Raw genomic sequence first — 15,267 nt, forward strand, 5'->3', positions numbered from 1 at the left:
GGCGTTAGAGAGCGGAAATGGAATTTCTCTCTTCTCCCGAATTCGCCAGCCAGGCCGCCGCCCTGGGCCAGGTCCTTCTGATGGATCTGGTCCTGGCCGGCGACAACGCCGTCGCCGTGGGCCTGGCCGCCGCCGCCCTGCCCCAGGAACAGCGCAAGAAGGCCATTCTGATCGGCCTGGCCGCCGCCGTCGTCATGCGCATCGGCTTTGCTCTGATCACGGTCCAGCTTCTGGCCCTGGTCGGTCTGCTGCTGGCGGGCGGCCTGCTGCTGCTGTGGGTCTGCTGGAAGATGTGGCGCGAACTGCAGGAGCAGCGCACCCACGACCAGGCCGAGGCCGAGAGGGAACTCGAACTGGCCCTGAGCATCGAGCACGGCAAGGGGCCGTCGCCCGAGGAACTGGGCCTGAAGCGCAAGTCCTTCGGCGCCGCCCTGCTGCAGATCATGATCGCCGACCTGACCATGTCGCTGGACAATGTGCTGGCCGTCGCCGGCGCCGCCCATGACCATCCGTGGATCATGGTCTTCGGTCTGGTGCTGTCGATCGCCCTGATGGGCCTGGCCGCCACCTTCATCGCCAAGCTGCTGCACCGCTACCGCTGGATCGGCTACGTCGGCCTGGTCGTGGTCCTGTACGTCGCCATCCACATGATCTGGGACGGCGCCCGTCAGGTCGTGGTCCGCACCGGCCATATGGACGAGTTCAACGCCTCGGCCCCGGCCTTCATCGAGATCAGTCCCGAGGAAGCCGCCAAGCACCAGGGCCAAAGACGCACCGAGGACAGCCCGACCCCGGCGCCCGCCGAACCGACGGCGCCGGCTGCGGCGCCCGCGGCATGACCGTCGCTACGGTCACGGTCGAAGAGGCCGCCGCCTGGCTGCAATCCGGCGAGGCGGTCCTGATCGACGTGCGCGAGCCGGACGAGTTCGCCGCCGCCCGCATCGACGGCGCCATCCTGGCCCCGCTCAGCCAAATGCCTGCCGCCTGGGAGGCGCTGGACCTGCCTGCCGACAGGAAGATCATCGTCCAGTGCCTGAAGGGCGGCCGCAGCCACCAGGTCTGCGCCTTCGTCGGCCCGACCGGCCCCGACGGCCAGCCGCTTTTCAACCTGACCGGCGGCATCCAGGCTTGGCACGCCGCCGGCCTGCCTGTGATCGTCGCTGACCAGGCCTGATCAGAGGCCCCTCAACCACCCCGTAACCGATATCCGGTCCGCCGCCGCCGACAGGGCGACCTGGGTCACGGAATGGGGCGTAGGCACCTTCAACAGATTCAGGGTGTTGAAGCGCGGCGTGAAGGCCTCGGCGACATTGCCGTCGGCGCCGTGGAAGGCCAGCAGGCCGCCCCACTCGATCCGCCAGGCGGGCGTCAAGTTCAGCACATAAGCGAAGTAGCGGTTCTTGCCGTCCGCATGGTCGTCATGCTCGGTCAGAAAATGTCCGGCGCGAAAGCGGGTCAGCTGCGCGTCTGCCAGGGCGATGCGCGGCTCGCCAGTCACGTCTCTCATCAGATCCAGGAAGGCCTCGCCGTTCAGGAAGGCTAACAGGTCGGACCACACCTGGGCCGCCTGCTCCGCCTCGACCAGATCGTAGATGGGATGGTTGTCGTACAGATACTGAAAATCGGTCTGGGCCGAGACCTGCACCGCCTGCCCCAGCCCCTGTTTCTGATCCGGCGACAGAGACGCCAGCCAGGCGGCGGGCAGATCGACATGCCCCGTCCCGCGCCGCGTCACCACATTGTAGTCAGCGGTCGTCGCCGCCTCATACAGGCCTTGAGCGTCGGCCGGGGCCAGGACACCGTCGATCTGCGCCCGGCGTGTGCGCGCCAACCGCTCGCGAACCGCGGCGCGACGTTCGTCGGTCAGAGGCGTCAGGGTCGGCGTCATCGCGTATCCCCTACCCGTCCGATCAGGCGTCCGCGCCGCCGAAGCGTTCGGACCATTCCGCCACCTGGGCGTCCTCGATCTTGGCGAACAGCACGCCCTGGGCCGCGACCGGCTGGCCGACGGTCAGGACATTCAGCACATCCTCGTCCGCACCGGGCCAGCTCAGGTCGGTGACGCCCACCGAGGCGGCGATCTTCTCGGCCGAGAACGGCAGGATCGGCGCCGCCAGCCGCGCGAACAGGGCCACCAGGTTCAGGCCGGTGCGCACCCCCACGGCCGCCCGGTCGCGGTCGGTCTTCAACGCGGTCCAGGGCGCGGCGACCTGCAGGTATTCGTTGCCCAGCACCCAGACGGCGCGCAGGGCCTGGGCGGCCTTGCGGAACTCCATGGCCTCGAACTGTTCGGTCGCCTCGGCGATCCCCGCCCTGATGTCGGCTTCCAGCTGGATCTCGACCGGTCCGGGCTCGCCGCCCTCCGGCACGACGCCGTCGAACTTGGACTCGGCGAATTTGACGATCCGATTGACGAAATTGCCCAGCACATCGGCCAGGTCCTTGTTGGTCGAGGCCTGGAAATCCTCCCAGGTGAAGGCGGAATCCGCGTGTTCCGGGCCGTAGGCCGTCAGGCGCCAGCGCCAGTAGTCGGCCGGCAGCAGCTCCAGCGCCTGGTCCATGAAGACGCCGCGCTTCTGGCTAGTCGAGAATTTGCCGCCGTACCAGTTCAGCCAGTTGAAGGCCTTCAACTGGTCCACCGTCTTCCACGGCTCGCCCGAACCGATGATGGTCGCGGGGAAGCTGACGGTGTGGAAGGCGACGTTGTCCTTGCCCATGAACTGGACATAGCGGACGTCCTCAGCCCCCTCGTCCAGACGCCACCAGTCGCGCCAAGACCCACCGGTCGCCTCGGCCCATTCCTCGGTCGCGGCGATATATTCGATGGGGGCGTCGAACCAGACGTAGAAGACCTTGTCCTCCATGCCCGGACGGGGGAAGCCGTCCTTCAGCACCGGCACGCCCCAGGCCAGGTCGCGGGTGATGCCCCGGTCAATCAGCCCTTCGTCGAGGTGTTTGTAGGCGATGGACTTGGCCAGCACCTGCCAGCCGCTCTTGCCGTCGACCCAGGCGCGGATCTGGGGCTCGATCTTGGTCTGCAGCAGATAGAGGTGGCGGGTGTCGCGGACCTCAAGGTTCTTGGACCCCGACACCGACGAATAGGGATCGATCAGGTCGGTGGGGTCCAGCAGCCGGCCGCAGTTGTCGCACTGGTCGCCCCGCGCGCCGACATGGCCGCAGTGCGGGCAGGTTCCCTCGACATAGCGGTCGGGCAGGAAGCGGGCGTCGTCGATCGAATAAATCATCCGATCCACCCGCTCCTCGATCAGGCCGTTCTTCTCCAGCGCCTCGGCGAAATGCTGGGTCAGGCGATGGTTCTGCGGGTTGGACGACCGGCCGAACCAGTCATAGCTCAGGCCGAAGGCCTGACCGGCGGCCTTCTGGATCTCGTGCTGCTCGTCGCAATAGGTGCGCACGTCCTGACCGGCGGCGGCGGCGGCCAGCTCGGCCGGGGTGCCGTGCTCGTCGGTGGCGCAGATATAGAGGACCTCATGCCCCTGGGCCCGCTTGAACCGCGCCCAGACGTCGGCCGGCAACATCGAGCCCGCCAGATTCCCCAGGTGCTTGATGCCGTTGATGTAGGGCAGCGCCGAGGTGATGAGGATGCGGGCCATGATCGTCCAGGAGTTCGGGGAAGCGCAGGGATATAGAGCGGCGAGGCCGTTTCCTCAAACGCCTTGCGGCAGACGGCGCGCAATACGGATGAAACGCCCCGTCAGCAGAGTCGAGGACGCCAGGCTGGCGATCACCACCGCCCAGACTAGGCCGTCGATTCCCATCCGGTGCGCCAGCACCCAGCCTAGCGGCATCATCACGGCGCCATAGGCGGCGAAATGCATGATGGTGGGCCACCAGACGTCGCCCGCCGCCCGGTTCGCCTGGGCCGCCACGACCTGGATTCCGTCCGCGACGAAGAACAGGGTCGCCAGAACCAGGGCCGGCGCGGCGATGGCCAGCAATGCCGGATCGCGGTTGTAGGCGCCAACGATCAGATGTGCGCTGGGCCAGACGATGATGGCGACCATCAAGGTCAAGGCCGTCACCACGCCCAGTCCGACCAAACCGGCCCTCAACACCCCTCGTCCATCCCCGGCGCCATAGCTGCGCCCCACCAGAACCGCCGTCGCCGACGACAGACCCATGGGCAGCATGAAGACGATGGCGGAGACGTTCAGCACCACCGCCCAGGCCGCCGTCTCCGCCGTGCCGATCTGGCCGGCGAAGAAGGTGAAGCCGGAAAAGGCCCCGACCTCGATGAAATAGGATGCGCCAGCGCCCAGGCCGACCTTGACCTGTTCGCGCGCCGCCTTGGGATCGCGCTCGGGCTTGTCGAAGATACCCAGCGACCGCGCCTCGGGCAGGCGCAGGATGTAGACCACGAGGAAGATCGCCAGCGCCGCCCGCGCCCCGAACGTCGCCCAGGCCGAGGCGAAGGCGCCGTCGAAACCGATGCCCAGCAGGTCCGGCACCAGCACGATGTTCAGCGCCAGATTGACCCCGTTCGCCACCCACATGGCCACCATGCCGGGCTTGGGCCGACCCAGGGCCTCCAGGAAGAACTGCCCCGTCACCGAAATCAGATAGAAGGGCATGGACAGGGCGAACACGATCAGGGCCGGTCCCGCCCCTTGGGCCAGACCGTCCTCCAAGCCCATCTGACCGAGCCCCCAAGGACCCACGGCGATCAGGGCGATCATCGAGACCACGCCGATCTGCAGCGAATAGGTCATGCCCCGGCGCAGCACCGAGCCGACGGCGTGCCGCCGCCCCTCGCCCAGCATGCGCGCCGTCATCACCTGCACGCCCAGCATCAGCCCGACCGCCGTCGTCACCACGATCGACGTCGGCGCCCAGGCCAGGGAGTGGAAGGCCAACTCCTGGCTCGAAAACCGCCCGACCACGATAGCGTCGGTCAGGCCCATGGTCATGATTCCCAGGCGCGACAGGATCACCGGCCAAGCCAAGTTGAGCAGGTCTCGGAAGGCGGTACGGGTCGGGAGGCTGAGCGCGATCATCGGAGGCGGCACAGGCCACGCGGACCCGTCGCGGTCAACACCCAAAAACTCTGGGGGTTCAGCCTACCAGGCGCCCAGTTCGCGCAGTTGCCGCACCAGTTCCTCCGGCGCCTCGCCCGCATCCAGTTCGGTCAGATCGACAGGCGCGTCCTTGGGCTCGAAATAGCGCCATCCCTGAAATGGCCGGCGCACCATCGGCGCCGTGCGGACGACCCTGGGTTCAAGCGTGATCTCGCAGCGGCTCTGCTTGCCCTCGCCCAGTGTGGCGATGTCCAGCACGGGCTGGCGGCAGACGATGGTCCCCTTCACCACCCAGTACAGCGACCCGCCGTCCTCGATTTCCGACGCGCGCTTGGGCGTCATCCGGGTATGGACCACCAGGGGGCCGCCCTTGGCGGCGCGGGTCTCCAGCCATTCGACGTCGGGGACCCCGACGCCCAGCTTGATCATGTGAAGCGGCATGGCGCCCACGTAGTCGCCCTTAGGCGCATTGGCCAGATTCTTAATCTACACGGGCGCATAAGGATGATCGCGCGCCGCCTGCCCGCGTCAGGCGCGACACAGGACCAGTATGTACGGATTGATTACCCGCCTGACGGCCCATCCCGGTCGTCGCGACGAACTGGGCCTGTGCCTGCTCGACCCCAATGTGAAACGCCCCGGCTGCCACAGCTATGTCGTGGCCCACGACCTGAGCGACGCCGACGCTCTGTGGGTCACCGAGGTCTGGATGAGCAAGCCCGCCCACGACGCCTGGTCCGCCGACATCCGCGAAAGCGGCGTCATGCGCTCGGCCCTGGCCCTGATCGCCACATGGGGCGACACCGTCTTCACCCGCCCCATAGGCGGCGTGGGACTTTAGTCGGCCTTGACCACCGCCAGCACGGCCGCCTCGACCACCTGATCGCCGAGAGTCGCGACGCTATCGACCACCCCGTCGAACGGGGCCGTCAGGGCGTGCTCCATCTTCATGGCTTCCAGCACGACGACCGGCTGGCCCTTGGTCACGACGTCTCCGACCTTGACCGGCGTGGCGACGATCTTGCCCGGCATGGGCGCCCGAAGGGAGCCATCGGACACCGCGCCTGCGCCTGAACCCACGACCGCGCGATAGGGCGTCACGCGACGCGCCTCGCCGTCCACGAACAGGACGAAGCCGTCATCGACGGCCTGATAGCCGAACAGCCGATCTCCGGCCTGAACCTGATCGAAACCGACATGCGCCAATTCGCCCAGCGGACCGCGCCAGCCCGTCTCGACCGGCGTCACCGCCGCGGACACGCCCTCACCGTCGATATGGGCCCAGACCGTCGTCTGCGACGACGCATTAAGGCGCGCGCCATAGGACAAGCCCGGTTGCCCGCCCCAGGGGCTGAACCGATCCGAACGCACCTCGACCGCATCCGCCGCCGCTTCCGCGATCAGGGTCAAGGCCGCCAGCGTCGCTTCGTCGGACGGCTGGGGCTGCAACGCCCCCTCCTCAGCCGCGATGAAGCCCGTGTCCACGTCGCCCGTCACGAAGCGTGGATGGTCCAGACAGCGTTTCAGGAAGCCGGCGTTGGCCTTGACCGGCCAGACCTCGACCTCGCCGGCCGCCTCGGCCAGCCGTGCCGCAGCTTCCTCGCGAGTGTCCTCATGCACGATCAGCTTCGCGATCATCGGGTCGTAGAACTGGCTGACCTCGCCGCCCTGCTCCACGCCGGTGTCGACGCGGATGCCGTCCGGCATGACGAAATGCTCCAGCCGGCCGATGCTGGGCAGGAAGCCGTTCGCCGGATCCTCGGCATAGAGGCGCGCCTCCATGGCCCAGCCTTTCAGCTGGATCTGATCCTGTTTCAACGGCAGCGGCTCGCCCGCCGCGACCCGGAACTGCCATTCGACCAGATCGACGCCGGTCACGCTCTCGGTCACCGGGTGCTCGACCTGAAGCCGGGTGTTCATCTCCATGAACCAGATCCCGTCCGCCTTCAGCCCGTCCGAGGCGTCGGCGATGAATTCGATAGTCCCGGCGCCGACATAGTTCACCGCCTTGGCCGCCTTGATCGCCGCGCCCGTCACGGCGGCGCGCACAGCCTCGCTCATGCCCGGCGCCGGCGCCTCCTCGATCACCTTCTGGTGGCGGCGTTGCAGCGAACAGTCGCGCTCATACAGGTGGACGACATCGCCGTGCCTGTCCCCGAACACCTGCACCTCAATGTGACGCGGACGGGTGATGTAGCGTTCGATCAGCACCCGGTCGTCGCCGAAGGCCGCCGCCCCCTCGCGCTTGGCGCTGGCCAGGCCGGCGGCGAAGTCGGCCGGATCATCGACCCGCTTCATCCCCTTGCCGCCGCCGCCCGCGACCGCCTTGATCAGCACCGGATAACCGATCCGCGCCGCCTCGGCGGTCAGCGTCTCTTCCGACTGATCCGCGCCCTGATAGCCGGGCGTCACCGGCACCCCGGCCTGGATCATCAGCTGCTTGGCCGCATCCTTCAGACCCATGGCGCGAATCGAGGACGGATCCGGCCCGATCCAGATCAGTCCCGCCGCCGCCACGGCCTCGGCGAAGTCGGCGTTCTCACTCAGGAAGCCATAGCCGGGGTGGATCGCCTCCGCCCCCGTCGCCTTGGCCGCCGCCAGCACCTTGGCGCCGTCCAGATAACTCTCGCGCGCCGCCGCCGGGCCGATCAGCACCGCCTCGTCGGCCTCTCGCACATGCAGGGCGTCGGCGTCGGCCTCGGAATAGACGGCGATGGTGCGTAATCCCATCCGCTTGGCGGTACGGAAGACACGGCAGGCGATTTCGCCGCGATTGGCGACAAGGACGGACTTGAACATGAAGCGTTCTTAGCCGGATCGTGCGAGGCAGGCGAGAGCTTCTCCCTCCCCTTCATGGGGAGGCACGGCGAAGCGCAGCGTAGCCCGGGTGGGGCCGTCATAACCATTTCGCTCACGCCCCTTCGGGCCCCACCCCGATCGCTCCGGGATCGCCCCTCCCCAAAATGGGGAGGGACAGTATTCAGCCGCCTCCGCAGGCGTTAAGCCAATCCCATGTCCCTGCGCCCTCTCTTCGTCACCCAGGTCTATGAAGCCAGCCTCGCCGACGGCCGGGGCTGGCCCGAGTTCAACGAACAACTGATCGACGTCATCCGCATGATGGCCGAGGAAGACGCCGCGGGCCGCCATTGGTGCAAGGCCAACGCCTATCGCGGCTACACCTCCTACGGCTCGCTGAACGACCTGCCCCAGCGGTTCCCCGAGTTCGCGGAACTGAAACGCCACCTGGATCGTCACGCCGTCGCCTACGCCAAGGCGCTGAACTTCGATCTGGCGAGGAAGCCGCGCCTGGACAATCTGTGGGTCAATATCCTCAAGCCCGGCGGCGGCCATACCGGCCATATCCACCCCCACGCCTTCCTGTCCGGCACCGTCTATATAGACATCCCCGACGGCGCCTCGTCGCTGAAGCTGGAAGACCCCCGCCTGCCCTTCATGATGGCTCGCCCCTCGGTGACCGAAGAGGCATCGGAGGCCGAACGCCCCTTCGTCTATATGAAGCCCCAGGCGGGCACGGTGCTGATGTGGGAAAGCTGGCTGCGGCACGAGGTCCCGACCAACCTGGCCAAGGCCGACCGGATTTCGATCAGCTTCAACTACGCCTGAACCGGCCAGCGGCGCCCGAACGGCCATCGCCGAGCGCCGACCGAAACTTCGCGCGACGCTTCCCAAGACAAGACGTGGGTCAGTTCAAGGTGACCCGCCGCGACCCTGCCGGAATGACCAGTTCGTCGCCCGCCCACGTCGCCGCGCGGCCGTCGATCCGCACCCGCTCCGGCCGCCCCTGCCCCGCCGGCCATTGCAGGACGAATCCGCCCGGCGGCGTCGCGCCGTCGCCCAGGGTCAGCACATACCCCTGTCGTTCCTTGCGATAGCCATAGGTCAGCGGGCCATAGGCCGTGCGCAGATCCCGCACCCCTACGCCCTCCTTCGTATCCAGCCAGGCCTCCGGCACGCCCGCCGCCAGCACCAGGGCGTGGTCGCGGTCCCGCTCATAGGCGAACAGGTCCAAGGCCGAGCGGATGTAGTCGGAACTGATCCAGGCGTGCGGCATGTCGCCGATGAAGCGCGGCTCGCGCTTTTCGCGCCCCACCACCTCGGCCCAGCCGTTCCAGGCTTCGGGCCGGCGGTCGGCCATCAGGAAGTCCAGCACCGCCAGGGCTCGGTCCTTCTGGCCCAGCCGCACATAGGCGCCGACCAGCCGCCATTCGTAGGGGGTGTAGTCCTTCCACGCCGTCCGATTGGTCAGCCGCTTCTGGAAATTTTCCCAATACCGGTCGAAGGTTCGCGCCATAAGTTCCGGCGGAAGATTATCCTGCTCGCCCGCTGGCGACAGGGCGATCGTGGTCGAGGTGGCGTCGAAATCGCCCCTGTCCGCGGCGCCGGCGATCCAGTCGATGTCGTGATGCTGAGCCGTCGCGACGATTGAGGCACGGATGTCGGCGGCGAACTGGTCCCGCGCCTGCGCATAGCGAGTGGCGGCCTCGGCGTCGCCTAAAGTCCCTGCGATGAAGACGGCGTCCTTATAGCCCAGCAGGCCCCAGAAATCGTCCCAGTAGGAATAGGCCGCCTTGTCCGAATAGCCCTCGTGGCTGATCGTCGGCGGCAGCAGGCCGTAGAGATGGCGCTGATCCGGAGCCTCGAACGCCGCCGTCCGGGTCGAGGCGCGCAACTCGTCCATATAGGCGATGGCCTTCTGAACCTGAGGCCAGACCTGGCGCAGCAGGGCCTCGTCGCCGGTGTAGCGATAGGTCTCGGCGGCCAGGAAGACGAACTCGCCGTGGCTGTCGTTCTCGGGCACCGGATCGGCGCCCCGCGCGTCGACGCAGCAGGGAACCTTGCCGTTTTCAAAGACGTAAGGGGCATACCAGCGCAGATAGTCGGCCGAATGCTCGGCCATGCCCAGGCGGTTCAACCCCTCGGCCATCATGGCGCCGTCGCGGATCCAAGAGCGGTTGTAGCTGCGGGTGCCGGGCTGGAGGATCGGCCCCTGACGCGACATCAGCATATGGGCCAGCGACGACTTCAGCGCGTCCTCGATCCGTTGGGCGGCGGGCGGCAGGGTCAGGTCCACCCGGTCCAGCTTGTCGCGCCACTCCGCCGCCAGCGCCTGCTCGGCCTGATCCAGGGCGGCGAGGCCCTGCCCGGACTGCGGCGGATCGCCCGCCAGGGGCGACAGGAAGCCGAAGGTGCGCGTTTCACCAGGCTGAAGCGTCACCTCATACAGTAACGCGCCGGCCGGCAGGTCCGTGGCGTCGGAGACGGCGACCGGCTCGCCCGCGGGCCGTCGCGCCGTCGGCAAAATCAATGATTGAGGATCAGTCCCTGTGTCGAAGCTCGAAGCCGCCACAGCGTCCGGCGCGGTCAGGGGCTGGACCCGGACGTCGTCGTTCAGCGTCAGGGCGCCGCCGTCCCAGGCGATCCGCTCCACCGGCGCCACGCCGCCCGGAATGGCCAGGAACTGCACGGGCCCGTTGACCTGGAACGGCCGCGCCGTCAGGGCCAGGGTCAGGCGACGCGGCCGGTTGGAGGTGTTGGTCAGGTCATAGCGGCCCCACAGACGCGCCTGGTCCGGCGCGCCGTCGGCGAAGCTGGTGATCTTCAGCGTCCAGTCGTCGGCGGTCCAGGTCACGGACGGTATGGGCAGGTCGTCGTCCCTCAGCCCCTGTTCGATATTGACGTCGGCCCAGGTGATCAGCCGCCCGTTGTCGACCACAAAGGGTTCGATGCTTGGCCCCGCCCGGCGCAGTTCGATGGCGCCGTCCTCGCCGATCAGGCCGCTCTCGCCACCGCCGTCCACGCCGACCAGGGTCCAGTAGGGCTGTTCCCCGAAGAAGCCGCGCGGATAGAGGCCGCGCCGGTTCTCCCTGGCTACCGCCTCCACGAAGGCCGTGGCGTCCTCGCCGAAGGCCAGGGGTTCGACCTCGATCTCGTTCAGCGCATAGGTCGTCGCCTGCCCCGCGCCCAGCCGCTGGCCGGCGCCGGAGGATCCGACCACGTCCGATGCGGGGACCGGCTTCAGCGGCTCCAGCCGCAGCCACCGCGCCGTGGCCTCCGGCGTACGCAGCCAGTCGACGCCGCCGTTCCCGCCCTGAACTGTCGCCAGGTCCCGCCAGTCGCGCCCGTCGGTCGAGGCCGAAATCCGATAGTCCGCCGCCGCGCCCCGCTCGCCCCAGCGCAGGGTCAGGCCGCCGAACTCGCGCTCGTAGCCCAGGTCCAGGGTCAGGGCCGACGGTTCGCCCACCGGCGGGGTCCAGGCCGTCTTCGGGTCCAGATCGACGGCGTTGACGGCGGTCGTCTGCGGTCGGCCGTCGGCGGCGACCGGCTGCGGCGGCACGGCGGGATCGACCGGCAGGGCGCGAAGGCTCAGTTGGTCGATCTCGACGGCGCCCTTGCCGCCCTCAGCTGCGACGACGACGAACTCGACCCGCTCGGCGCGGCGCAGCACCGTCTCCGGGCTGGGGCCCCAGGCCTTGGACACCTGGCGGCGCTTGATCACGAACTTCGTCCAGCCGTCGGGGAAATCATAGCGTGCGGTCTGTTTCCACCAGACGTTCTCGGCCGAGGCGTCGGTCAGCTTGACCTCGAAGGTGTTGGTCGGCCCCGCGCCGCGCACCCAGAAGCTGATCTCGTAATTGTCGGGCAGGTCGAACGGCAGCGGCCGGCTGAGCACCGCATAACCGGCCTTGCCGTCGAAATCGTAGTCGAGCCGGACCGCCCGTCCGTCATGCCCGGCGACGGCGGAGACGGCGGCATGAACGTCGGTCGAGGCGCTGGCCTCCCACCGCGATGCATCGTCCATACTGTCGAGGACGCGCGCCTCCTGCGCGACGACGGGGGCGGCTATCAGGGCGGCGCTGAGCGCGAGGGCAGAGGTCAGGATACGCATTCGGATTACTCCAGTTTCCCCTGCTGCCGTCATCCTCGGGCTTGTCCCGAAGATCCATACGCCCGGTGTCGAAGGCGTGCGTCCCGTCCTCGACGGGAGTCTATGGATCCTAGGCACAAGGCCTAGGATGACGGCAGTAGAGGGCTACAAGGATCACCCCTTCACGCTACCCGCGAGCATGCCGCGGATGTAGTAGCGTTGCAGGGCGAGGAAGAGGATCAGCACGGGCGCGACCGTGACGACGGCGCCGGCCATCATCAGCTCGATGTCCTGCACATGCTCTCGCGACAGGGCCGCCAGGGCGACCGGCAGGGTGTAGTTCGACTGATCCGTCAGGACGATCAGCGGCCACAGGAAGTCGTTCCAGCTGCCCAGGAAGACGAACAGACCCAGGGTGACGATGATCGGCTGCAGCGTCGGCAGGACCACGCGGCGGAAGATCTGGCCTTCGCTGGCGCCGTCGATCCGGGCGGCCTCAAGCATCTCGTCGGGAATGCTCAGCGCATACTGGCGCACCAGGAACAGGCCGAAGATCGAGGCCAGCCAGGGCACCAGCGCCCCGGCATAGGTGTTCACCAGCCCCATCCCCTTCAGCATCAGAAACAGCGGCAGGGTGCCGATCTGGGCCGGCACCACCAGGGCGGCGACAAGCAACTGGAACAGCCGCTCGCGCCCGGCGAACTTCAGCTTGGCGAAGGCGTAGCCGGCCGGGACGGTGAAGCTGAGCGCCAGGATCGTCGCCAGGGTCGCTAGGGCGAAGCTGTTCCACAGATACCGGCCCATGCCCTGGTTCAGGAACAGGTCCTGATAGTGCTCCAGCGTCCAGCGCGACGGGACCAGGGGCGGCGGGAAGGTCGCGGCTTCGCCGGTCGGCATGAAGCTGACCGACGCCATCCAGACCAGGGGGAACAGGACGATGAGCGCGATCAGGGCGACGGCGAGGTTGAGCAGGATGGATCGGATTTTCACAGGCAGTACTCCCCTGTTGCCGTCCCGATCGCCGCCCCCCTTGCCGTCATCCTAGGGCTTGTCCCTAGGATCCAGACTCCCGGTGTTCGACGGGTGCGCACTCTGCGGAAACACCGGGCATATGGATCCTCGCCACAAGGGCGAGGATGACGAGCTTTTGGGTTGCGAGACTGGCGACAGGAAAACGCCATCACTGGTACGCCCCCACCCGCTTGGCCACGGCCAACTGGACCAAAGTAATCGCCAGGATGCACAGGAACAGAACGAAGGCGACCGCGCTGGCCGAACCCAGGTTCCACCATTTGAAGCCTTCTTCGTACATGAAGTAGAGCACCGTCACCGTGCTCTGGGCCGGCCCCCCTTGCGTCATCACATAGGGTTCGGCGAACAGCTGGAAGAAGCTGGCGACCGAGATGATCGAGACCAGCAGCATCGTCGGCGCGATAGCCGGCAGGGTGACATGGCGGAACTGTTTCCACGGCCCGGCGCCGTCGATGCGGGCGGCCTCGTACAGGTCGTCCGGCACGGTCTGAAGCACTGCCAGGAAGATCAGCATATTGTAGCCGAAGATCTTCCAGACCACGAACATTAGGATGGCCGGGATCGAGGTCGAGGGCTGGCCCAGCCAGTCGACGGCGGGCAGGCCGACGCTCTCAAGCCCCCAGTTGATGACGCCGTAACGGGTGTGCAGCAGATAGCGCCACACCACGGCCGTCGCGACCAGGGTGGTGACATAGGGGGCGAAGAACATGACCCGCCAGATCGGCCGCCACTTCACCACCCGCGCGTTCAGGATCACCGCCGCCGCCAGAGAGGCCGCGATGGACAGGGGCACGCCCAGGATGGCGAAAGTCAGGGTGTTCTTCATCGCCCCCCAGAACAGCGGATTGTTCATCAGCCGCTCGTAGTTCTGCAAGCCGACGAAGCGCAGATTGTCGAGATCCGCCAAGGCGTAGATGTCGAAGTCGGTCAGGCTGAGCAACAGGGCCGCGATCACGGGAAGGGCGAAGAATAGGCCGATGGCAATCATCGCCGGGGCGACGAAGGCCCAGGCCGCGCGCTCTCTCGCCGCGCGTCCACGCGACGGCTTCACGCGGGCCAAGGTCGGATCGGCGACGGTCATACGGCCCTGCCCTGTTCCATCATCCAGCGGCGCTTCTCCAGCAACCGGTCGGCCCGGCGGTCGATCTCGGCGGCGGCGGTCTCGGGCGTATATTCGCCGCGCACCATCCGTTCGGCGACGATCTGCATCTCCGTGACGATCCGTTCCCACTCCGGGACCTTGGGCACGGCCTTGGCCCGCTCCAGCTGGCCCCGGAAGGGCGCCAACATCGGGTCGCGCTCGACCTGGGCGATGTCCCAGGCGCTCTGGCGCGCCGGCAGGTCGCCGACGATGGTGTTGAACCGGGCCTGGACGGCCGGTTCGGACAGATAGCGGACCAGGGCCCAGGCCGCCTCCTGATGCGGCGAAGACTGGAAGACCGCCAGGCTCGACCCACCCGGCGCAGAGGCGCCCAGACCGTTCGGCCCCGGCACCCCGGCCGTGGCCCAATTCGGCTGGAACGACGCCGGCAGGCGCGAACGGAAATCACCGACGCTCCACGGGCCGGAGAAGTAGAAGCTGAAATAGCCGCGCGCGAACTCGGTCCAGACGTTGGAAATCTGCGCCGCCGAGGCCAGAGGCGCTAGGCCCTCGACGAACAGGCTGCGATAAAAGGCCAGGGCCGCGACGAAGCCAGGGCTGGAGAAGGCGCCGCGCGTGTCACGGTCGCGCAGCAGCGGCTCGTCGATCTGTAGGCCGAAGGTCAGCAGTTGTTCGAACTCGTTCAGCGGCAGCAGGATGGCGAAGTTATCGCCTCCCGCCACGCGCTTGACCCCGTGCATGGCCCGCTTCCATTCGGCCCAGTCCTGCGGCGGCGCGTCGAAGCCCGCGCGGGCCAGCAGATCCTTGCGATAGAATAGCAGCCGGGTGTCCACATACCAGGGCGTGGTCATGGCCCGACCGGCGATCTGGTTGGTCTCCAGCACCGCCGGAAACTGGTCGGTCAACAGGTCGGCGGCCGCCGGCGGGGTCGGCGACAGGGCGCCGATGGCGCTCAGCTCCGCAACCCAGGTGTTGCCGATCTGGCTGACGTCCGGCAGCGAGGCGCCGGCATAGGCGGTCAGCAGCTTCTCGTGCGCTGCCGTCCACGGCAGGGGCTGGACCGAAACCCGGACGCCGGGATTGCGCCGCTCGAACTCGGGCATCAACTGGCCCACGGTCCCGCCCTCATTGCCCATGGCCCAGAAGCGCAGCACGGTCTCGCCTGACCGACGTGGGGTGCAGGCCGCAGCCGCCCCTCCCGCCATCAGGGC

General features: G+C 67.8%; 13 protein-coding genes. 4 read left to right on the forward strand and 9 right to left on the reverse strand.

The window, feature by feature from the left end:
* Positions 1-17 precede the first annotated feature (17 nt).
* Together ACP69V_RS09410 and ACP69V_RS09415 are read left to right on the forward strand one after the other, a co-directional pair.
* On the forward strand, positions 18-839 hold the full coding sequence (locus ACP69V_RS09410; RefSeq protein ID WP_426023597.1) for a YjbE family putative metal transport protein: 822 nt from the start codon (positions 18-20) through the stop codon (positions 837-839).
* Positions 836-1,174 (forward strand): rhodanese-like domain-containing protein, encoded by a 339-nt coding sequence (locus ACP69V_RS09415; protein ID WP_426023598.1) that lies wholly within the window; start codon positions 836-838, stop codon positions 1,172-1,174. Before ACP69V_RS09410 ends, ACP69V_RS09415 begins: the two co-directional genes overlap by 4 nt.
* Here ACP69V_RS09415 and ACP69V_RS09420 read toward each other — a convergent pair whose 3' ends face one another.
* The 4 genes from ACP69V_RS09420 to ACP69V_RS09435 form a co-directional block, all read right to left on the reverse strand.
* The gene (locus ACP69V_RS09420) at positions 1,175-1,888 is read right to left on the reverse strand and encodes a 2OG-Fe(II) oxygenase (protein WP_426023599.1); all 714 of its coding nucleotides are present in this window, start codon (positions 1,886-1,888) and stop codon (positions 1,175-1,177) included.
* Between the two features lie 22 nt (positions 1,889-1,910).
* Entirely contained in the window at positions 1,911-3,614 is a 1,704-nt protein-coding gene (gene metG, locus ACP69V_RS09425) for a methionine--tRNA ligase (RefSeq protein WP_426023600.1), read from the reverse strand.
* Positions 3,615-3,668: 54 nt separating this feature from the next.
* Positions 3,669-4,964 carry an MATE family efflux transporter gene (locus ACP69V_RS09430; protein ID WP_426023601.1) on the reverse strand — a complete coding sequence of 432 codons (1,296 nt, stop codon included), beginning with the start codon at positions 4,962-4,964 and terminating at the stop codon, positions 3,669-3,671.
* Between the two features lie 114 nt (positions 4,965-5,078).
* A complete protein-coding gene (locus ACP69V_RS09435) occupies positions 5,079-5,477 on the reverse strand; it encodes a DUF1489 family protein (RefSeq protein ID WP_426023602.1) in 399 nt (132 codons plus the stop codon).
* Between the two features lie 109 nt (positions 5,478-5,586).
* Here ACP69V_RS09435 and ACP69V_RS09440 point away from each other — a divergent pair, with 109 nt between their 5' ends.
* On the forward strand, positions 5,587-5,877 hold the full coding sequence (locus ACP69V_RS09440; protein ID WP_426023603.1) for an antibiotic biosynthesis monooxygenase family protein: 291 nt from the start codon (positions 5,587-5,589) through the stop codon (positions 5,875-5,877).
* Here ACP69V_RS09440 and ACP69V_RS09445 read toward each other — a convergent pair.
* Entirely contained in the window at positions 5,874-7,835 is a 1,962-nt protein-coding gene (locus ACP69V_RS09445) for an acetyl/propionyl/methylcrotonyl-CoA carboxylase subunit alpha (protein WP_426023604.1), read from the reverse strand. The genes ACP69V_RS09440 and ACP69V_RS09445 overlap by 4 nt on opposite strands.
* A 213-nt stretch (positions 7,836-8,048) precedes the next feature.
* Here ACP69V_RS09445 and ACP69V_RS09450 point away from each other — a divergent pair, with 213 nt between their 5' ends.
* Entirely contained in the window at positions 8,049-8,660 is a 612-nt protein-coding gene (locus ACP69V_RS09450) for a TIGR02466 family protein (protein ID WP_426023605.1), read from the forward strand.
* A gap of 79 nt (positions 8,661-8,739) precedes the next feature.
* On the opposite strand, the gene ACP69V_RS09455 is transcribed toward ACP69V_RS09450, so the two are convergent.
* From ACP69V_RS09455 to ACP69V_RS09470, 4 genes are all read right to left on the reverse strand, one after another.
* On the reverse strand, positions 8,740-11,943 hold the full coding sequence (locus ACP69V_RS09455) for a discoidin domain-containing protein (protein ID WP_426023606.1): 3,204 nt from the start codon (positions 11,941-11,943) through the stop codon (positions 8,740-8,742).
* A 153-nt stretch (positions 11,944-12,096) separates the two neighbouring features.
* Positions 12,097-12,912, reverse strand: a complete 816-nt coding sequence (locus tag ACP69V_RS09460; RefSeq protein ID WP_426023607.1) for a carbohydrate ABC transporter permease — start codon at positions 12,910-12,912, stop codon at positions 12,097-12,099.
* A gap of 190 nt (positions 12,913-13,102) precedes the next feature.
* Entirely contained in the window at positions 13,103-14,035 is a 933-nt protein-coding gene (locus ACP69V_RS09465; RefSeq protein WP_426023608.1) for a carbohydrate ABC transporter permease, read from the reverse strand.
* Entirely contained in the window at positions 14,032-15,261 is a 1,230-nt protein-coding gene (locus tag ACP69V_RS09470) for a sugar ABC transporter substrate-binding protein (RefSeq protein WP_426024048.1), read from the reverse strand. Before ACP69V_RS09470 ends, ACP69V_RS09465 begins: the two co-directional genes overlap by 4 nt.
* Positions 15,262-15,267 lie beyond the last annotated feature (6 nt).

Source organism: Brevundimonas sp. PWP3-1b1 (assembly GCF_049896065.1).
GTDB lineage: Bacteria > Pseudomonadota > Alphaproteobacteria > Caulobacterales > Caulobacteraceae > Brevundimonas > Brevundimonas intermedia_B.